The 17,792-nt window shown below is 68.3% G+C and carries 19 protein-coding genes; 10 read left to right on the top strand and 9 right to left on the bottom strand.

What is annotated here, in order from left to right; translation table 11 throughout:
• Window positions 1–12: 12 nt before the first annotated feature.
• From QTI33_RS14030 to purT, 8 genes are all read right to left on the bottom strand, one after another.
• Window positions 13–1,899, bottom strand: coding sequence for an AMP-dependent synthetase/ligase (locus QTI33_RS14030; RefSeq protein WP_286506624.1), 1,887 nt, complete (start codon window positions 1,897–1,899; stop codon window positions 13–15).
• Window positions 1,896–2,669, bottom strand: coding sequence for an ABC transporter ATP-binding protein (locus tag QTI33_RS14025; protein ID WP_286506623.1), 774 nt, complete (start codon window positions 2,667–2,669; stop codon window positions 1,896–1,898). Before QTI33_RS14025 ends, QTI33_RS14030 begins: the two co-directional genes overlap by 4 nt.
• Entirely contained in the window at window positions 2,666–3,481 is an 816-nt protein-coding gene (locus QTI33_RS14020; RefSeq protein WP_286506622.1) for an ABC transporter ATP-binding protein, read from the bottom strand. Before QTI33_RS14020 ends, QTI33_RS14025 begins: the two co-directional genes overlap by 4 nt.
• Complete coding sequence (locus QTI33_RS14015; protein WP_286506620.1) at window positions 3,478–4,554, bottom strand: branched-chain amino acid ABC transporter permease; 1,077 nt, start codon at window positions 4,552–4,554, stop codon at window positions 3,478–3,480. Before QTI33_RS14015 ends, QTI33_RS14020 begins: the two co-directional genes overlap by 4 nt.
• Window positions 4,555–4,567: 13 nt before the next feature.
• Entirely contained in the window at window positions 4,568–5,443 is an 876-nt protein-coding gene (locus QTI33_RS14010) for a branched-chain amino acid ABC transporter permease (RefSeq protein WP_286506619.1), read from the bottom strand.
• A gap of 103 nt (window positions 5,444–5,546) precedes the next feature.
• The gene (locus tag QTI33_RS14005) at window positions 5,547–6,290 is read right to left on the bottom strand and encodes a helix-turn-helix domain-containing protein (protein WP_286506851.1); all 744 of its coding nucleotides are present in this window, start codon (window positions 6,288–6,290) and stop codon (window positions 5,547–5,549) included.
• 166 nt (window positions 6,291–6,456) lie between these two features.
• Window positions 6,457–7,398 (bottom strand): LipP1 family hormone-sensitive lipase, encoded by a 942-nt coding sequence (gene lipP1, locus QTI33_RS14000; RefSeq protein ID WP_286506618.1) that lies wholly within the window; start codon window positions 7,396–7,398, stop codon window positions 6,457–6,459.
• A 25-nt stretch (window positions 7,399–7,423) separates the two neighbouring features.
• Window positions 7,424–8,626, bottom strand: coding sequence for a formate-dependent phosphoribosylglycinamide formyltransferase (gene purT / locus QTI33_RS13995; RefSeq protein WP_286506617.1), 1,203 nt, complete (start codon window positions 8,624–8,626; stop codon window positions 7,424–7,426).
• Window positions 8,627–8,803: 177 nt separating this feature from the next.
• Between purT and QTI33_RS13990 the strand changes: the two genes are divergently transcribed.
• The 10 genes from QTI33_RS13990 to QTI33_RS13945 all read left to right on the top strand — a co-directional run bounded on the left by QTI33_RS13990 (window position 8,804) and on the right by QTI33_RS13945 (window position 17,394).
• Window positions 8,804–9,652 carry a 3-hydroxybutyryl-CoA dehydrogenase gene (locus QTI33_RS13990; protein ID WP_286506616.1) on the top strand — a complete coding sequence of 283 codons (849 nt, stop codon included), beginning with the start codon at window positions 8,804–8,806 and terminating at the stop codon, window positions 9,650–9,652.
• 33 nt (window positions 9,653–9,685) lie between these two features.
• Window positions 9,686–10,501 carry a crotonase/enoyl-CoA hydratase family protein gene (locus tag QTI33_RS13985; RefSeq protein ID WP_286506615.1) on the top strand — a complete coding sequence of 272 codons (816 nt, stop codon included), beginning with the start codon at window positions 9,686–9,688 and terminating at the stop codon, window positions 10,499–10,501.
• A 100-nt stretch (window positions 10,502–10,601) separates the two neighbouring features.
• Window positions 10,602–11,057, top strand: coding sequence for a MarR family winged helix-turn-helix transcriptional regulator (locus tag QTI33_RS13980; protein WP_286506613.1), 456 nt, complete (start codon window positions 10,602–10,604; stop codon window positions 11,055–11,057).
• A gap of 55 nt (window positions 11,058–11,112) precedes the next feature.
• Window positions 11,113–11,538, top strand: coding sequence for an organic hydroperoxide resistance protein (locus QTI33_RS13975; protein WP_286506612.1), 426 nt, complete (start codon window positions 11,113–11,115; stop codon window positions 11,536–11,538).
• Between the two features lie 97 nt (window positions 11,539–11,635).
• Window positions 11,636–12,751 carry a DUF2855 family protein gene (locus QTI33_RS13970; RefSeq protein WP_286506611.1) on the top strand — a complete coding sequence of 372 codons (1,116 nt, stop codon included), beginning with the start codon at window positions 11,636–11,638 and terminating at the stop codon, window positions 12,749–12,751.
• A 102-nt stretch (window positions 12,752–12,853) separates the two neighbouring features.
• Window positions 12,854–13,993 (top strand): ABC transporter substrate-binding protein, encoded by a 1,140-nt coding sequence (locus QTI33_RS13965; RefSeq protein ID WP_286506610.1) that lies wholly within the window; start codon window positions 12,854–12,856, stop codon window positions 13,991–13,993.
• A gap of 65 nt (window positions 13,994–14,058) precedes the next feature.
• A complete protein-coding gene (locus QTI33_RS13960) occupies window positions 14,059–14,934 on the top strand; it encodes a branched-chain amino acid ABC transporter permease (RefSeq protein ID WP_286506609.1) in 876 nt (291 codons plus the stop codon).
• Window positions 14,931–15,899, top strand: coding sequence for a branched-chain amino acid ABC transporter permease (locus QTI33_RS13955; protein ID WP_286506608.1), 969 nt, complete (start codon window positions 14,931–14,933; stop codon window positions 15,897–15,899). Before QTI33_RS13960 ends, QTI33_RS13955 begins: the two co-directional genes overlap by 4 nt.
• The gene (locus QTI33_RS13950) at window positions 15,896–16,657 is read left to right on the top strand and encodes an ABC transporter ATP-binding protein (protein WP_286506607.1); all 762 of its coding nucleotides are present in this window, start codon (window positions 15,896–15,898) and stop codon (window positions 16,655–16,657) included. The genes QTI33_RS13955 and QTI33_RS13950 overlap by 4 nt, the downstream gene beginning before the upstream one ends.
• A 2-nt stretch (window positions 16,658–16,659) precedes the next feature.
• A complete protein-coding gene (locus tag QTI33_RS13945; protein ID WP_286506605.1) occupies window positions 16,660–17,394 on the top strand; it encodes an ABC transporter ATP-binding protein in 735 nt (244 codons plus the stop codon).
• Here QTI33_RS13945 and QTI33_RS13940 read toward each other — a convergent pair.
• Window positions 17,391–17,765, bottom strand: a complete 375-nt coding sequence (locus tag QTI33_RS13940; protein WP_286506604.1) for a TfoX/Sxy family protein — start codon at window positions 17,763–17,765, stop codon at window positions 17,391–17,393. The genes QTI33_RS13945 and QTI33_RS13940 overlap by 4 nt on opposite strands.
• Window positions 17,766–17,792 lie beyond the last annotated feature (27 nt).

The raw sequence follows: 17,792 nt of genomic DNA, 5'->3' as shown, positions 1-17,792 counted from the left end.
GCGAAAGAATGGCTATGCGTACATGGCGTCGATCCGCTCGGCGTACTTGGTCTGCACCAGCTTGCGCTTGAGCTTCATGGTCGGGGTCAGCTCCTCGTCCTCGGCGCTGAGCTGGGTCTCGAGCAGGAAGAACTTCTTGATCTGCTCGACCCGAGCGAACTTGGCGTTGACGCGGTCGAGCTCGGCCTGGATCAGGTCCTGGACCTCCTGCGCGCGCGTCAGGCTCTGGTAGTTGCTGAAAGGCACGTCGTGGTCCTGGGCGAATTTCTCGACGTTCTCCTGGTCGATCATGACGATCACGGTGAGGTAGGGCCGGGCGTCGCCGATCACCACGGCGTCGGTGATGTAGGGGCTGAACTTGAGTTCGTTCTCGAGTTCGCTCGGCGTGATGTTCTTGCCGCCTGCCGTGATGATGATGTCCTTCATGCGGTCGGTGATGCGGAAATACCCGTCCTCGTCGACCGTGCCGACGTCGCCGGTGTGCAGCCAACCGTGGGCGTCGATGGTCTCGGCGGTCTTCTCGGGCAGGTTCAGGTAGCCCATGAAGACGTTGGTGCCGCGCACCAGGATCTCGCCCGTGTCGGGATCGATGCGGACCTCGTTGTAGCCGGCGGCGGGCCCGATCGCGCCGGGCTTGATGCGCGCCGCCGGCACGCCGGTGGCGGCGCCGCAGGACTCGGTCATGCCCCAGACCTCGAGCATCGGCACGCCGAGCGCGAGATACCACTTGACCAGCTCGGGCGAGATCGGCGCCGCGCCGGTGACCAGGAAGCGCGCGCGGTGGATGCCGATCAGCTTGCGCACGTTGTCCAGCGCCAGCCAGCGCGCGATCCGGAACTTGCATCGCAAGGCGGTGCCGACCGGCCGGCCGGCCAGCACGCGGTCGGCGATCTCGGTGCCGACGCCGATGCTCCAGGCGTAGGCGGCCTGCTGCACGCGGCTGGCCTCCTTGAGCGCGATCATCACGCCCGAATAGAACTTCTCCCACACCCGCGGCACCGCCGTGAATACGGTGGGCGCGATCTCGCGCACGTTCTCGGGCACGGTCTCGGGGTTCTCGACGAAGTTGAGGATCGAGCCGGTGTACATCGCGAAGTACTCGCCGCCCATGCGCTCGGCGATGTGGCACAGCGGCAGGAAGCACATGCGCTCGTCCTGCTCGTCCTGCGCCACCAGCGTGTTGTAGCCCCGCGTGGTGTAGACCAGGCCGCGGTGGCTGTGCATCGCGCCCTTGGGCTTGCCCGTGGTGCCCGAGGTGTAGACCAGGATCGCCAGGTCGTCGGGCCGGCAGGCGGCCACGCGCTGCGCGAGTTCCTGCGGGTGGGCCAGCAGGTACTCGCGGCCGAGCGCGCGCAGCGCATCGAGGCTGATGACGTCGGCGTCGTGCAGGTCGCGCAGGCCTTCCATGTCGAAGACCACGATCTTGCGCAGCAGCGGCAGTGCGGCGCGCACTTCGAGCGCCTTGTCGAGCTGCTCGTCGTCCTCGACGAAGAGCACGGTGGTGCGCGAGTCCTCGCAAAGGTAGTTGACCTGCGAGGCGGCGTCGGTCGGATAGATGCCGTTGGCGACGCCGCCGCAGCTGAGCACCGCGAGGTCGCACAGCACCCATTCGATCACGGTGTTCGACAGGATCGATGCGCACGCGTGCGGCGCGAAGCCGATCGCCATCAGGCCGCCGGCGATCTCGGCCACCGCGTCGGCGGTCTGCTTCCAGCTCCAGCTGCGCCAGATGCCGAGCTTCTTCTGCCGCATCCAGACCTGGTCGCCGCGCAGGCGGGCGGCGTTCCAGAACATCGCGGCCATGGTCTCGCCGGGCACCACGATGTCGGTGCGCGACTGGATGCGGTCGAGGTCCCAGAGGCCCGCGGGTGCCTTGGCGTGCATGGCGTTCTTGGTCATCTCCAGGTCTTCTTTTTCTTCCAGCGCCGCTCGCCGCGCACGCCGTCGTCCTTGAGGCCGAGGTAGAACTCCTTGATGTCTTCCTTCTCGCGCAGGCGCTCGCAGGTGTCTTCCATCACGATGCGGCCGTTCTCGAGCACATAGCCGTAGTCGGCGGCATTGAGCGCCATGTTGGCGTTCTGCTCGACCAGCAGGATGGTGGTGCCGCGCTCGCGGTTGATGCGCACCACGATCTCGAAGATCTCCTTGGTGAGCTTCGGCGACAGGCCGAGGCTGGGCTCGTCGAGCAGGATCAGGTGCGGCGCCGCCATGATGGCGCGCGAGATCGCCAGCATCTGCTGCTGGCCGCCCGACAGCAGGCCGGCGTCCTGCGTGGCGCGCTCCTTGAGGATCGGGAAGTAGCCGAACACGGTCTCGATGTCGCGCGCGACGCCGTCGCGATCCTTGCGGGTGTAGGCGCCCATCACGAGGTTGTCCCTGACCGACAGCAGCGGAAACACCTCGCGGCCCTCGGGCACATGGCTCAGGCCCTGCTGCACGATGCGGGCCGGGTCCTGGGCCGTGATGTTCTGCCCCTTGAATTCGATGCTGCCCTTGCGCGGGTCGATGATGCCGGAGATGGTCTTGAGGATGGTGGTCTTGCCGGCGCCGTTGGAGCCCAGCACCGTGGCGATCTCGCCGGCGCGCACCTTGAGGCTGACGCCGCGGATGGCCTTGATGGGGCCGTAGGCGCTTTCGACGTTGAGCAGTTGGAGGACGACGTCGCTCATGCAACCCTCCGCAGGCTGCTCACGTCGTCGACGGTCCCCAGATAGGCCTCGATCACCCGCGCATCCGATTGCACCTCCGAAGGCGTCCCCGAAGCCAGCGCCTCGCCCATGTTCATCGCCAGCACCCGGTCCGACACCTTCGACACCAGCGACATGTCGTGTTCCACCATCAGCACCGAGATGCCGAGTTCATGCTGGATGTCCTGGATCCAGAACGCCATGTCGGCCGTTTCCTCGACATTGAGGCCGGACGAAGGCTCGTCGAGCAGCAGCAGCTTGGGCTCGGTGCACAGCGCCCGCGCCAGCTCGACCACCTTGCGCACGCCGTAAGGCAGGCCCGCGACCATCGAATCGCGATGGTGCTGCAGGTCGAGCAGGTCGATCACCTGCTCGGCCTTCTCGCGCGCCGCGATCTCGGCGCGACGGGTGGCGGGGGTGAAGAACACCTCGCTCCAGAAACCGGTCTGGCGGTGCGTGTGGCGGCCGATCAGCAGGTTGTGCAGCACGGTCGCGTGCTCGAACAGCTCGATGTTCTGGAAGGTGCGCGCGATGCCGAGCGCCGCGATCTCGTGCGGCGCCTGCTCGGTCAGCGCCAGCGGCGCCGCGCCGCCATGCCAGAAGATCTCGCCGGTGGTCGGCGTGTAGATGCGGCTGATCAGGTTGAACACCGTCGTCTTGCCGGCGCCATTCGGCCCAATCAGCGTGAAGACCTCGCCGCGTCGAACCTCGAAGCTGACCTTGTTGACCGCCAGCACGCCGCCGAAGCGCACGCTCAGGTCCCGGGCGGAAAGAAGGATGTCCGGAGTCGTCATCTGAGCCGGTCCGACTTGGTGAAGGATTTCTGCCGCTTGAAGAGGCCGCGCCGGTAGAACGGGAACAGCTGCAGCCAGGTGCGCACCTTGAGCCAGCGCCCGTAGAGGCCGAGCGGCTCGAACAGCACGAAGGCGATCAGCACCAGGCCGTACACCAGGCCCTGCAGCCCGGGGGCCTGGCCGATGGCCTCGGGCAGCCAGTCCTTGGCCGACGCGATCAGCTGCGGCATCGCGATCAGGAAGATCGCACCGAGGAAGGCGCCATGCACCGAGCCCAGCCCGCCGATCACCACCAGCAGCAGCAGGTCGATCGACTGCAGGATGTTGAACTGGTCGGGCGAGATGAAGCTCAGCTTGTGGGCGTACAGCGCGCCGCCCAGGCCCGCCAGCGCGGCCGAGATCGCGAAGGACATCGTCTTGTAGCGCGCCAGGTGGATGCCCATGCTCTGCGCCGAGATCTCGGAATCGCGAATGGCGACGAAGGCACGGCCGGTGGGCGAGCGCAACAGGTTCAGGATGGCCAGCGTGCACAGCACCGCGATGACCAGGCACACCAGGTAGAAGCTCTCGCTCGAGTTCAGCTCCCAGCCGAGCAGGCGGGCCGACTTCACGTGCAGGCCCGAGTTGCCGCCGGTGACGCTCTCCCAGCGCGCGAACACCTCCTCGACGATGAAGCCGAAGGCCAGTGTCGCGATGCCGAGGTAGATGCCCTTGACGCGCAGCGCCGGCAGCGCCACCACCACGCCGACCGCAGCCGACAGCGCCGCCGCCGCGACCAGCGCGATCGGGAACGGGACCCCCATGTTGCTCAGCACCGCCTGCGTGTAGGCCCCGGTGCCGAGGAATGCGGCATGGCCGATCGAGAACTGGCCCGTGAAGCCCGCCAGCAGCATCAGGCCGAGGCCGACGATGCCGTAGATCAGCACGAAGGTCAGCTGCGCCAGCCAGTACTCGGGCACCACCCAGGGCGCGGCGATCAGCGCCACGCCGAGCAGGCTGTACCAGAACACGTGGCCGCCATGCCTGGCGAGGTCGATGTCCTGCGTGTAGCTGGTCTTGAAGATGTAGCGCATGAAAGGGGCGTCCTCAGACTTTCTTGCGCAGCTTTTCGCCGAACAGGCCGTTGGGCTTGACCATCAGCATGACCAGCACCACGATGTAGGGCGCCGTGTCCTTGAAGCCATCCGGCAGGTAGAAGCCCGCGAAGGACTCGACGATGCCGATCACCAGCCCGCCGACGATCGCGCCCGGCAGGCTGCCGAAGCCGCCCACCACCGCGGCCGGGAAGGCCTTGAGGCCGATGAAGCCCATGTTGGCGTGCACGAAGGTGATCGGCGCCAGCAGCATGCCGGCGATCGCCGCCACCGCCGCGGCCAGCCCCCACACCAGCCCGTTGAGCCGCTTCACCGGGATGCCCATGTAGTAGGCCGCCAGCTGGTTCTGCGACGAGGCCTGCATCGCGATGCCGAGCTTGCTGTAGCGGAACATCGCGAACAGCAGCCCGCACAGCACGGCCGTGGCGGCGATGATGGCCAGCTGCTCGAGGTTGACCACCAGCTCGCCGAGCTTCCAGATCTGGTCCTTGTAGGGCACCGGCAGCGTGTGGGTCTCGGTGCCGATGCCCGGGATCATGGTCACCAGGCCGCGCGCCACGTAGCCGATGCCGATGGTCAGCATCACGATCGAGAACTGCGGTTGCCCCAGGATCGGGCGGATCACCACCAGTTCGAGCAGCACGCCGAAGGCCACCATCGCCGCCACCGCCAGCAGCGCCGCCAGCCAGAAGGGCAGGCCGAACAGCGACATGCCGGCGAAGGCGCAGAAGGCGCCGAGCATCATGAGTTCGCCCTGCGCGAAGCTCACGGTCTCGGTGGCCTTGTAGATCAGCACGAAGCCCAGCGCGATCAGGCCGTAGATGCAGCCTTGTGCGATGCCGGAGAGCAGGAGCTGGAGGATTTGCAAGAAGAAGTGTCTCGTTCGGGTTTGGCGGTTTATAGCGGCCACTCGTGCACCCGCTGCAGAGGGTTGACCCGCATCGGGTTCGCGCGGGCGCCCCGCGCGCGCCTCATTGGTGCACGGCGAGGCGCCGCGATCCGGCGAGGATGTCGCTCGGGCGCAGGCCGTAGACCTGGCGGATCGAGTGGCTGAAATGGGTCGAGTCCGGGTAGCCGGTGTCGAGCGCGATGTCGGTCAGCGTGGCACTCTGGCGCACGTGGCGCAGCAGGCTGCGGGCCCGCTTCCAGGCCCTGAAGGCGCGGAAGGTCAGGCCCGTCTCCTGCTTGAACAGATGCAGGAAGCGCGAGAACGACAGCCGCACCGAGGCGGCGCATTGCTCGGCCGAGGTCGGCGCCGCCGGGTCGGCGTTGAGGCGCTCGATCACGCTGCGGATGCGCGGATCGAGCGCACGCGGGGGCAGCGGCGCATCGAACAGCAGCGTGTCGAAGTCGAAGCGCTCGAAGCTCTCCCGCCCCGACGCGGCGGCGAGCAGCGCATGGACGTCGCGCACCCGCTGGACGAAGGCCGGCGCATCGACCGGCCCGCAGCGCTGCATGAAGTCAGGCAGCTGCGCGGGGTCGACGAATTCGGGTTCGATCAGCAGGCTGAGGATGCTGCGGTGCTCGGTCGCGATCTGGTGCGGCACCAGGGGCGGCACCACCATCAGCTCGCCGCGCTGCCAGGCCCCGCCGCCGATGCGGATGCGCAGCGGCGCACCGGTGGGCGACAGGTAGATGCCGTGGCCGCCGATGCTGCGCTCGGCCGCCGCGCCCAGCAGCCCGGCGTAGAACACGCGCTGCGGAGTGATCCACATGAGGCGCTCGTCACGGTCGTCGCCGCGCGGCGCATGCTTCGCTTGCCTGCTGACCAAAGCCGTCTCCTCCGCTGGGCGACGGACGGCCCGGTGGCCGGCGGCGCCATCGGTCGATCGTAGCGGCGGACGGCGCCCGCCGGGTCGCCGATGGCGCGGGGACTTTCCCTTAGGGCTGGAGTGCGCGGCGCAGTTCGGCGGCGCAGATCGAGACCGCCGTGTTGGCCTCGTCGAGCAGCCGGCCCATGGTGATGAAGCCGTGGATCTGGCGCTCGAAGCAGACGCAGCTGGCCCGGTTGCCGGCGGCGGTCAGCGCCCGCGCGTAGTCCAGGCCCTCGTCGCGCAGCGGGTCGTAGCCGGCGGTGAGCACCAGCGCCGGCGGCAGGCCCGCGAGGTCTTCGCGCAGCAGCGGCGAGGCGCGCCAGTCGAGGTCCTGCGCCGCGTCGGCGATGTAGTGGTCGTGGAAATAGCCGATGGTGTCGCTGGTCAGCACGTAGCCTTGGCCGTTGGTGGTGTGCGAGGGATGGCCGCGGCGCATGTCGGTGGCCGGGTAGATCAGCAACTGGTAGGCGATCGGCGGGTCGCCGGCGTCGCGCGCCGCGATCGCGACCACGGCCGCCAGGTTGCCGCCCGCGCTGTCGCCGCCCACCGCCAGCCGTTCAGCATCGACCCCGAGCGCGGCCGCTTCGCGGCGCACCCAGCGGGTGGCCGCCAGCACGTCGTCGACCGCCGCCGGAAAGCGGTGTTCCGGCCCCATGCGGTAGTCGACCGCCACCACCGCGCAGCCCGAGCCGTTGCAGAGTTCGCGGCACAGCGTGTCGTGGGTGTCGAGGTCGCCGATGGTCCAGCCGCCGCCGTGGTAGTACACCAGCACCGGCAGCAGCGCCGTAGCGGCGCTGCCGAGCGGGCGATAGAGGCGCAGCGGAGTCGGGCCGTGCGGGCCGTCGGCCTGCAGCTCGCGCACCTGCGCCACCTCGGCGGGATCGGGCTGGGTCAGGGCGCGCCGCTCGCGGTAGAACTTGCGCGCCTCGGCCGGCGTCAGCGTGTGCGTGGGCGGCACGCCGCGCTGCGCGAGGAGGTCGATGAAGGCCTGGGCCTGGGGGTGCAGCATCAGGATGGCTCCGGGGTTGGGACGATCAGGCCTTGCGCGGCTTCACGCGCGAGGCGGCTTCCTTGGCGTTGCGCCGCGCGGTGTCGATGTCGGCCGCATGCGCCAGCGCGACGCCCATGCGGCGCTTGACGAAGCTCTCGGGCTTGCCGAACAGCCGCAGGTCGACGCCCGGCACCGCCAGCGCCTCGGCCACGCCGTCGAAGGCGATGCCGGTGGCGTCGACACCGCCATAGATCACGGCGCTGGCGCCCGGGCTCTTGAGCGTGGTGTCGACCGGCAGCCCGAGGATCGCGCGGGCGTGCAGCTCGAACTCGTTCTGCCACTGGGTCGCCATGGTCACCATGCCGGTGTCGTGCGGCCGCGGGCTGACCTCGCTGAACCAGACCTGGTCGCCCTTGACGAACAGCTCGACGCCGAACAGGCCCTGGCCGCCGAGGTCGGCGGTGACGGCCCGGGCGATCTGCTGGGCCTTCTGCAGGGCCGCCGGCGCCATCGGATGCGGCTGCCAGCTCTCGACGTAGTCGCCGCTCACCTGCACATGGCCGATCGGCTCGCAGAACTGCGTCTGCACCACGCCGGCGGCGTCGGGCGCGCGCACGGTCAGCAGCGTGATCTCGTAGTCGAAATCGATGAAGCCCTCGACGATCACCCGGCCGTGGCTGACCCGGCCGCCGGCCATGGCGTAGTCCCAGGCCTTCTGGACGTCGGCCGGGCCGTCGATCTTGCTCTGGCCCTTGCCCGAGCTGCTCATCACGGGCTTGACGATGCACGGATAGCCGATCCCGCCGTCGATCGCCGCCTGCAGTTCGGCCAGGGAATCGCAGAACTGGTAGGGGCTGGTCGGCACGCCCAGCGTCTCCGCGGCCAGGCGGCGGATGCCCTCCCGGTCCATCGTGAGGCGGGCCGCCCGGGCGGTGGGGATCACCCGCACCACGCCGGCGTCCTCCAGCTCCTGCAGCATCGGGGTGGCGATGGCCTCGATCTCGGGCACCACCAGCTGCGGCTTCTCGGCCTCGATCAGCGCCTTCAGCTGGGCCGGATCGCTCATCGTGATGGTACGGGCGTGGTGGGCCACCTGCTGGCCGGGCGCGTTCTCGTAGCGGTCGACCGCGAGGGTCTCGACGCCCAGGCGCTGGAGGGCGATCAGCACCTCCTTGCCGAGCTCGCCGGAGCCGAGCAGCATCACGCGGGTGGCGGAAGGGGAAAGGGGCGTGCCGAGGGTGGTCATGGGGCTATTCGTGGCGAAGAGGAGGAACGCGGCACTTTAAATCACTCGCAGCCCCTGCGGCGCTGTCACGGATGGCAACCGGGGCCCTCGCGCTCTGTTCCACAATCACCGCCACGGGATGCCGCCCCGGGGCGGCGCCCCTCCTCTTTCTTTTTCTCAGTTCAAGGAGTATTTCTCATGGCAATCCAGACGGTCGGCATCATCGGGGCGGGCACGATGGGCAACGGCATCGCGCAGGCCTGCGCGGTCGCGGGGGTGAACGTGGTCATGGTCGACATCGCGCAGGCCGCGGTCGACAAGGGCGTCGCCACGGTGGCGGGCAGCCTCGACCGCCTGATCAAGAAGGACAAGCTCACGGCGGCCCAGAAGGACGCCGCGCTGGCGCTGATCAAGGGCTCGACGAACTACGACGACCTGAAGGCAGCCCAGCTGGTGATCGAGGCGGCGACCGAGAACCACGCGCTCAAGCTCAAGATCCTGAAGCAGGTCGACGAGCTGCTGGCGCCCGAGGTGATCATCGCGTCGAACACTTCGTCGATCTCGATCACGCAACTGGCCGCCGCCACCTCGCGCGCCGACCGCTTCATCGGCATGCACTTCTTCAACCCGGTGCCGATGATGGCGCTGGTGGAGATCATCCGCGGCTACCTGACCAGCGACGCCACCCACGACGCGGTGAAGGAACTGGCCGTGAAGCTCGGCAAGTCGCCGATCACGGTGAAGAATGCGCCGGGCTTCGTCGTCAACCGCATCCTGGTGCCGATGATCAACGAGGCCTTCTTCGTGCTGGCCGAAGGCCTGGCGACCGCCGAGGACATCGATGCCGGCATGAAGCTCGGCTGCAACCAGCCGATCGGCCCGCTGGCCCTGGCCGACATGATCGGGCTGGACGTTTGCCTGGCCGTGATGGAGGTCTACCTCGAGCAGTTCGGCGATTCCAAGTACCGCCCCTGCCCGCTGCTGAAGGAAATGGTGGCGGCCGGGCAGCTCGGGCGCAAGACCAAGCGCGGCGTGTACAGCTACTAGTCCGCCGACGACAACGACAGGAGACAAGCGCAGATGACCGCGACACCCACCACCCCGCCCGCCGAAGGCTGCATCGACACCCAGGTGCTGGACCACGTGCTGCTGATCGGCATCAACCGGCCGGCCAAGCGCAACGGCTGGACGCCGCCGATGTTCAGGCAGCTGGCCGAGGCCTACACGCGGCTCGACGACGACCCTGCCCTGCGCGTGGGCGTGCTGCATGCGTTCGGCGACCACTTCACGGCGGGGCTCGACCTGCCGGCCGTGGCCGAATACATGAAGCGCGGCGAGAAGGCGGTGCCGCAGGGGCTGGTCGAACCGCACGACTTCGGCCTGCCCGGCTACCGCCGGCGCAGCAAGCCGATGGTGGTGGCGGTCAAGGGCATCTGCTTCACGGTCGGCATCGAGCTGATGCTGGGCGCCGACATCGTGGTCGCGGCCGACAACTGCCGCTTTTCGCAGATGGAAGTGCAGCGCGGCATCATGGCCACCGGCGGCGCCACCTTGCGGATGGCCGAGCGCGCCGGGCTCGGCAACGCCATGCTGCACCTGCTCACGGCCGACGAGTTCGACAGCGCCGAGGCCTTGCGCCTGAACTTCGTCCAGCGCGTGGTGCCGGCCGGGCAGGAGCTCGACGAGGCGCTGCGCATCGCGCAGCGGATCGCGGCCCAGGCGCCGCTGGCCGTGGTCGCGACGCGGCTCAACGTCATCAAGGCGATCGAGCAGGGGCCGCTGGCGGCGGTGGAAGAATTCATCCCGGTGCAGCAGCGCCTGGCCAACAGCGAGGATGCCGCCGAAGGCGTGCGCTCCTTCGTCGAGCGCCGGCCCGCGCGCTTCAGCGGTCGCTGATGCATCGGTTTCGGCCGCCATGGGACAGGCCGAGGCAGCAAAGGCCCTGCCGCCGGCATTTGTATTGCGTGCAATTTAATTGCTCGCTACAATTCAAGCCATGCCTTCCACGAGCCTCTCCGCCGACGAACTGCTGAAGCTGGACAACCAGCTCTGCTTCGCGGTCTATTCGGCTTCGCTGGCCATGACGCGGCTGTACAAGCCGTTGCTCGAGAAGCTCGGCCTCACCTACCCGCAGTACCTGGTGCTGCTGGTGCTGTGGGAGCGCGACGGCCTCACGGTCTCCGAGCTCGGCGAGCGGCTGTCGCTCGACTCGGGCACGCTGACCCCGCTGCTCAAGCGGCTGGAGGCCAGCGGCCTGGTGGCGCGCATCCGCGACACCGCCGACGAGCGCCGCGTGCATGTCAGCCTCACGGCCGCGGGCCGCAGGCTCAAGGTCCGCGCGGCCGAAGTTCCGGGCTGCCTGATGGCGGCCTCCCAATGCTCGGTGCCCGAACTGGTGTCGCTCACGCAGCAGGTCCAGGCCCTGCGCGACCGCATCAAGAAGGCGGCCTGAACCCGGTCTCCCTGCCCTCTTTCTCCCTCCCTCCAACCACTGCAAAGGAATCACCATGACCACCAAGCTCGACAAGGTTCTCTACACCGCCGAAGCCCACACCGTGGGCGGCCGCGACGGCGCCGGCAAGTCCAGCGACGGCGCCATCGACGTCAAGCTGAGCTCGCCCGGCTCGGGCAAGCCCGGCACCAACCCCGAGCAGCTGTTCGCGGTCGGCTACGCCGCCTGCTTCATCGGCGCCATGAAGGCCGTCGGCCCGAAGATCAGCGTCAAGGTGCCGGACGACGTCGCCATCGACTCCAGCGTCTCGCTCGGCCCGATCAACGAAGGCAAGGCCTACGGCATCGCGGTCAAGCTGGCGATCACGCTGCCGGGCCTCGACGACGCGCAGAAGAAGCTGCTGGTCGAGACCGCGCACCAGGTCTGCCCGTACTCGAACGCGACCCGGGGCAACATCGACGTCGAGCTGTCGATCGTCTGATCGACCGATAGCGCCAGCCCGGCCCGGCGTCGCCTGAGCGACCGCCGGCCGGGCTTTTTCTCATGCGCCCGCGCACCCTCTGCGCTAAGGTCGCCGCATGAGCAACGACACCCTGCTGGTCCGCAAGGACGACCTCCACACCACCCGCCTGCACGGCGCCGACGAACAACGGCTCGCCGACGGCCAGGTGCGCGTACGCATCGAGCGCTTCGCGCTGACCTCGAACAACATCACCTACGCCGCCTTCGGCGAGGCGATGAGCTACTGGCAGTTCTTCCCGAGCGGCGAAGAAGGCTGGGGGATCGTCCCGGTGTGGGGCTTCGCGACGGTGTCGCAGTCGCTGCATCCGGGCGTGGCCGTGGGCGAGCGTCTCTATGGCTACTTCCCCATGGCCGCCAGTGCGGTGCTGACGCCCGAGCGCCTGTCGCCCGAGCGCTTCACCGACGCCGCCCCGCACCGCAGCGCCCTGCCCGCGGTCTACAACCACTACCTGCGCACGCGCACCGACCCGCTCTACAGCGCCGGCACCGAAGACCTGCAGGCCCTGCTGCGGCCGCTGTTCCTCACCGCCTGGCTGATCGACGACTTCCTCGACGACAACGACTTCTTCGGCGCCCGCCCGGGCGTCGCGCTGCTGTCGAGCGCATCGAGCAAGACCGCCTACGGCACCGCGTTCCAGCTGGCCCGGCGCGAGGGCATCGAGGTGGTCGGCCTGACCTCGGCGGCCAACAAGGGCTTCTGCGAGAGCCTGGGCTGCTACCACCGCGTGCTCGCCTATGAAGAGCTGGACCAGGTCGCGGCCGACCTGCCCTGCGTCTACGTGGACTTCGCCGGCAGCGGTGCGCTGCGGCGCGAGATCCACACCCGCTTCACGAACCTGAAGCACAGCGCCTCGATCGGCGGCACCCACGTCGAGCAGCTGGCGGCCAGCGGCGCCGGCAAGGGCCTGCCCGGCCCGCGCGCCACCTTGTTCTTCGCGCCGGCGCAGGTCAAGAAGCGCAGCGCCGACTGGGGCCCGGCGCAGTTCAACGAACGCATGGTGCAGGCCTGGGAATCCTTCCTCGGCCAGGTCGCGGACCCGAAGGCGCCCTGGCTCACGGCCGAGCACCACGCGGGCCCAGCGGCCGTGCAGGCGGCCTATGCGGCGGTGCTGACCGGCCGCGGGGATCCGCGGGTCGGGCACATCCTCACGCTCACCCGTGAAAACCCGTAAACGGGTGAATTGACGAACCCGCGCGCTCGATTTTCGAGGACATTTGCAGGCGCTTGGCGAGGCACGCCTCGCTCGAAGCGCCCATTCGTTCAGGAGACATCCATGCGCCGTTCATCGACATTCGTCCGTCTGGCCCTGGCCGGGCTGCTGGCCGCCGGGGCGGGCCTGCTGCACGCCCAGGACATCAAGATCGCCAACATCGTCGAACTCTCGGGACCCGGCACGACGTCGGGCACGATGTTCAAGAACGGCGTCGAAATGGCCATCAAGGAGATCAACGCCGCGGGGGGCATCCAGGGCAAGAAGATCAGCTTCACCACCGAAGACACGCAGACCAATCCGGGCGTGGCCAAGGGCCTCACCCAGAAGGCGGTGGACAACGAGGTCTTCGCCATCTTCGGACCGGTGTTCTCGGGCTCGATCATGGTGTCGATGGCGGAGAGCAAGCGCGCGGAAACGCCCAACTTCACGGGCGGCGAGGCGGCGTCCATCACCCAGCAGGGCAACCCCTACGTGTTCCGGACCTCGTTCGGGCAGAGCGTCGCCTTCCCCAAGGTGGCGCGCTACATCAACGCCAAGTCGAAGAAGCTGGCCGTCATCTACGTCAACAACGATTTCGGCAAGGGCGGCCAGGCGGCCATCAAGCAGCTGCTGGCCAACTCGCCGACCCAGATCGTGGCCGAGATCTCCACCGAATCGGGCCAGGTGGACTTCTCCGCCGCGGTGATCCAGGCCAAGCAGTCGGGGGCCGATGCCCTGTTCGCCTACACCAACGAAGAAGAGTCGGCCCGCCTGCTGCGCGAGCTGCGCAAGCAGGGCTGGAACAAGCCGATGATCGGCGAGACGACCCTGACCAGCGCCAAGGTGGTCGAACTCGCGGGCGAGGCGGCCAACGGTGCCGTGGCGCACGTCGGCCTCACGGTGGACGCCCCCCAGCTGCAGGACTTCGGCAAGCGCTACCAGGCCCAGTACAACACGGTCTCCGACCACAACGGCGTCAAGGGCTACACCGGCGTGTACATCCTGAAGGCCGCTATCGAGAAGGCCGGCAAGCCCGATCGCAAGGCCGTGGCCGCCGCGCTGCGCAACAGCTGCTTCAGTGCCAAGCAGAACCCCGGCATCTTGATGGACGTGTGCTTCGACGACAAGGGCGACCTCGACCGCGAGAGCTTCATGACGGAAATCCGCAATGGCAAGACCGTGGTCGTCGAGACCCTGCCGCCGCTGAACAGCAAGAAGTAGCGCGCGGCCCGCGGCAGCAGGCGGGCGGTGCGACCGTTCGATGGGGCCTTCCGCGCGATGCAAGCATGACCGACTTCCTGCAGCTCTTCTTCAGCGGACTGGCCACCGGCAGCATCTATGCGCTGGCCGCCCTCGGCTTCACCCTGCTGTGGCAGGCCTCGGGCACCATCAACTTCGCCCAGGGCGAGTTCGTGATGCTGCCGGCGTTCATGATGCTCATCCTGCTGCACCACGGCGCCTCCCTGGGCTTGAGCTTCGCGCTGACGGCAGTGGTCGCCGTCGTGGTGCTGGGGTGGCTGTTCAAGCGCGGGCTGGTCGATCCGCTCTTTCGCTTCGGCATGATGCCCATCGTGGTGGCGACCATCGGCCTGTCGATCGCCCTGCGCAACGGCGTGCGCGCCGCCTACAGCGCCGAGCCGCAGCCCTTTCCGCAGCTGTTCCCGGACCGGGTGTTCGAACTGGCCGGCGTCGTGCTGTCGCCCACGGACATCGGCACCTTCGCCTTCGCCGTGGCACTCGTCGTGGGAACCCAGATGTTCCTGGCGAAGACCGTCACCGGGCGCGCCATGCAGGCGGTGGCCCAGAACACCGAGAGCGCGGCGGTGCTGGGCATCAACGTGCCGCGGATGATCTTCTACACCTTCGCGATCAACGCGCTGCTCGCCACCGCCGCCGCGCTGCTCGTGACGCCCACCTACCTGGCCAAGTTCGACATGGGCGAGTCGCTGGGCAACAAGGCCTTCTTCGCCGCCATCATCGGCGGCTTCAACAACTCGCGCGGCGCCCTGCTGGGCGGCCTCATCGTCGGCGTGGGCGAGAACCTGGCGGCGGCCTACGTGTCGCCGGCCTACAAGGATGCCGTGGCGCTGCTGATCTTCATGGTGGTCATCCTGTTCAAGCCGCAGGGGCTGCTGGGCCGCAAGCCGGAGCGCAAGGTATGAAGCGTTCCTCGCTGCTGCTGGGCGCGCTGGCCCTGCCCCTGCTGCTGATCGCGCCCGCCTTTCTCAAGAACTACGGCATCCACCTGTTCACGACCTGGCTGGTGTTCGTGATCGCGAACATGGGGCTGAACCTCACCGTGGGCTATGCGGGACAGAAATCGCTGGGGCATGCGGCCTTCTTCGGCATCGGCGCCTACACCACGGCCATCCTGCTGCGCGAAGGCTTCAGCTTCTGGCTGGGGCTGCCCGCGGGTGCGCTGCTGTGCTTCGCCGTCGGCCTGGGGCTGGGCTTTCCGGCGCTGCGCGTGCAGACCATCTACCTGGCCTTCGCCACCCTGGGTTTCAACACCGCGCTCTGGCTGGTGATGCGCAACGAGGAGTGGCTCACCGGCGGAACCTTCGGCATCAACAACATCCCGCGTCCCAGCCTGGGCGGGCTGAGCCTGGACCGCAACCTGGCCTTCTACTACCTGGTGCTGGCGTTCGCGCTGCTGCTGGCCTGGCTGATGGCGTCGCTGCTGCGCAGTCCCTGGGGCAAGGCCTTCAAGGCCCTGCGCGACAACCCGATCCGGGCCGAGAGCCTGGGCATCGACACCCGCCGCTACACGCTGCTGAGCTTCGCCATCGGCGCCACCTACGCCGGCATCGCCGGTGGTCTCTATGCGGCGCAGGTCCAGTTCATCGACCCTTCGCTCTTCACGGTGGGCCAGTCGATCATGATGTACCTGATGGTGGTGGTCGGCGGGCCCGGCTACTTCCTCGGCCCCTTGCTCGGTTCCGCGGTGGGGGTGGTGCTGCCGGAGTGGCTGCGCTTCGCCCAGGCCTGGTACCTGTTCGTGTTCGGCACGGCCGTGGTGCTGTTGATGATCTGGCTGCCCGACGGCCTGCTGAGCCTGCCCGACCGGATCCGGGCCCGGCGGCTGTCGCGCCAGGCCCTGGCCGCACGCGCCCTGAAGACCCCATGACGCCCCAACCGCTCCTGAGAGTCTCCGGCCTCAAGAAGGCCTACGGCGCCATCCAGGCCGTGGCCGGCGTGAGCTTCGAGATCCGCCCGGGCGAAATCTTCGGCGTGATCGGGCCAAACGGCTCCGGCAAGACCACGCTGTTCAACAGCATGCTGGGACAGATCGAACCCGACGAGGGAAAGATCGAGTTCAAGGGCGAGGACGTCACGGCGCTCGGGCCGCTTCAGCTCAACCGCCGGGGCGTCGGGCGCACCTTCCAGACGCTGCAGGTATTCGGCAAGATGAGCGTGCGCGACAACCTCATCGTGGCGGCGCAGGAGCACCGCGGCTCGATGTTCAGCCGCATGTTCGCGCCGACCGATTCCGGGCTCGGGCCCCGGGCCGATGCGCTGATGGACCGCTTCCGCATCCGCCACATGGCCGACAAGAAGGCCGGGGAGCTCTCCTACGGCCAGCAGAAGCTGGTGGACATCGCGATGGCCTTCATGAGCGAGCCGGACGTCGTGCTGCTCGACGAGCCGTGTGCGGGCATCAACCCGGCGCTGGTCGGCGGCATCGGCACGCTGCTGAAGGAACTCAACCTCGGCCCCCGCGAAGGGGCCAGCAGTTCGTTCGTCGTCATCGAGCACAACATGGACTTCGTGATGGACCTCTGCCATCGCATCATGGTGATGGTGGAAGGCCGGGTGATGGCGATCGGAACCCCGGCGGAAATCCGTTCGAACAAGCAGGTGCTGGACGCCTACCTGGGCAACTGAGCATGAACGACCGCACCTGCATCGAATTCCATGACGTCGTGGCGGGCTACAAGGACTTCATGATCCTCAACGACCTCTCGTTCCGGATTCCCGCAGGCTCGATCACCCTGCTGATCGGGCCGAACGGCGCGGGCAAATCGACCGTCCTGAAGACCCTGTTCGGATTGCTCAAGCCGCGCGCGGGCCGGATCAGCTTCGAGGGCCGGGACATCACGGGCGCCTCGCAGAAGTCCCTGCTGGCCGAGGGCATCGCCTTCGTGCCCCAGGGGCGGAACCTGTTCGGCCAGTTGAGCGCCTTCGAGAATCTCGAGCTGGGCGGCATCACGATCGGGATGAAGGCGACCCACGAGCGGATTCCGGAAGTCCTCGACTTCTTCCCGCGCCTGAAAGAGCGGCTGCACTCGCCGGCGTCCTCGCTGTCGGGCGGCGAGCAGAAGCAGTTGGAGATCGGCCGGGCCCTGCTCCTGCGGCCCAAGGTGATCCTGATCGACGAGCCTTCGATCGGCCTGTCGCCGATCGTGGTGCAAGACGTCTTCCGGTTGCTGCGCAGCCTGGCCGACCGCGGCGCCACGGTGCTGATGGTCGAGCAGAACGTGAAGTCGGCGCTGCGCTGTTCGGACGATGCGATCGCGCTCGAATCCGGCCGGCTGGTGCTGCACAAGCCGGCCGCCGAGATCCTGGCCGACCCGCGGATGGACCGGCTGTTCCTGGGTGGCATGCACGGCGGCTCGCCCTAGGTCGAACCGCGAATCCGCTTCGACGGCGCCCGGCGAGCGGCAGGCTTCGGCGCACCCGCGCGCAGCACCGCCTCCCACGCCCGCTCGGCCCACAGCTCGGCTTCATGGCGGTCCTCGAACAGCTCGGGCGGCGCCTCGTAGTACGAGATCCGGGCCGTCTGCCCCCGGCGCTGGTACTCGAAGGGCGGCAGCTGCCGGGCCTCGAAGAAGGCCACCGTCTGCGCGTCCGCCTTCAGGTAGAGACGGCCGCCCGAGATCAGGCCGAACATGCGGCCCTCGTGGAACACGCCGTGGCCGCCGAACATCCGCCGCAGCGAGATGGGGCCGAAGCGCTCGAAGACATCGTGAAGCTCTTCCGCGAATTCGTTCATGCGCCATTCTGACGCCGGGCCGCCGCT

The sequence above is a fragment of the Variovorax davisae genome (assembly GCF_030316845.1).
Lineage (GTDB): Bacteria > Pseudomonadota > Gammaproteobacteria > Burkholderiales > Burkholderiaceae_C > Variovorax > Variovorax davisae.
Note: the sequence above shows the minus strand (reverse complement) of the source record. Positions and strands in the feature narration are given on the sequence as shown.

Coding starts and splice junctions, on each gene's coding strand:
- QTI33_RS14030 (WP_286506624.1), bottom strand. CDS start 1,899: ATGACCAAGAACGCCATGCACGCCAAGGCACCCGCGGGCCTCTGGGAC.
- QTI33_RS14025 (WP_286506623.1), bottom strand. CDS start 2,669: ATGAGCGACGTCGTCCTCCAACTGCTCAACGTCGAAAGCGCCTACGGC.
- QTI33_RS14020 (WP_286506622.1), bottom strand. CDS start 3,481: ATGACGACTCCGGACATCCTTCTTTCCGCCCGGGACCTGAGCGTGCGC.
- QTI33_RS14015 (WP_286506620.1), bottom strand. CDS start 4,554: ATGCGCTACATCTTCAAGACCAGCTACACGCAGGACATCGACCTCGCC.
- QTI33_RS14005 (WP_286506851.1), bottom strand. CDS start 6,290: ATGTGGATCACTCCGCAGCGCGTGTTCTACGCCGGGCTGCTGGGCGCG.
- lipP1 (WP_286506618.1), bottom strand. CDS start 7,398: ATGCTGCACCCCCAGGCCCAGGCCTTCATCGACCTCCTCGCGCAGCGC.
- purT (WP_286506617.1), bottom strand. CDS start 8,626: ATGACCACCCTCGGCACGCCCCTTTCCCCTTCCGCCACCCGCGTGATG.
- QTI33_RS13990 (WP_286506616.1), top strand. CDS start 8,804: ATGGCAATCCAGACGGTCGGCATCATCGGGGCGGGCACGATGGGCAAC.
- QTI33_RS13985 (WP_286506615.1), top strand. CDS start 9,686: ATGACCGCGACACCCACCACCCCGCCCGCCGAAGGCTGCATCGACACC.
- QTI33_RS13980 (WP_286506613.1), top strand. CDS start 10,602: ATGCCTTCCACGAGCCTCTCCGCCGACGAACTGCTGAAGCTGGACAAC.
- QTI33_RS13975 (WP_286506612.1), top strand. CDS start 11,113: ATGACCACCAAGCTCGACAAGGTTCTCTACACCGCCGAAGCCCACACC.
- QTI33_RS13970 (WP_286506611.1), top strand. CDS start 11,636: ATGAGCAACGACACCCTGCTGGTCCGCAAGGACGACCTCCACACCACC.
- QTI33_RS13965 (WP_286506610.1), top strand. CDS start 12,854: ATGCGCCGTTCATCGACATTCGTCCGTCTGGCCCTGGCCGGGCTGCTG.
- QTI33_RS13960 (WP_286506609.1), top strand. CDS start 14,059: ATGACCGACTTCCTGCAGCTCTTCTTCAGCGGACTGGCCACCGGCAGC.
- QTI33_RS13955 (WP_286506608.1), top strand. CDS start 14,931: ATGAAGCGTTCCTCGCTGCTGCTGGGCGCGCTGGCCCTGCCCCTGCTG.
- QTI33_RS13950 (WP_286506607.1), top strand. CDS start 15,896: ATGACGCCCCAACCGCTCCTGAGAGTCTCCGGCCTCAAGAAGGCCTAC.
- QTI33_RS13945 (WP_286506605.1), top strand. CDS start 16,660: ATGAACGACCGCACCTGCATCGAATTCCATGACGTCGTGGCGGGCTAC.
- QTI33_RS13940 (WP_286506604.1), bottom strand. CDS start 17,765: ATGAACGAATTCGCGGAAGAGCTTCACGATGTCTTCGAGCGCTTCGGC.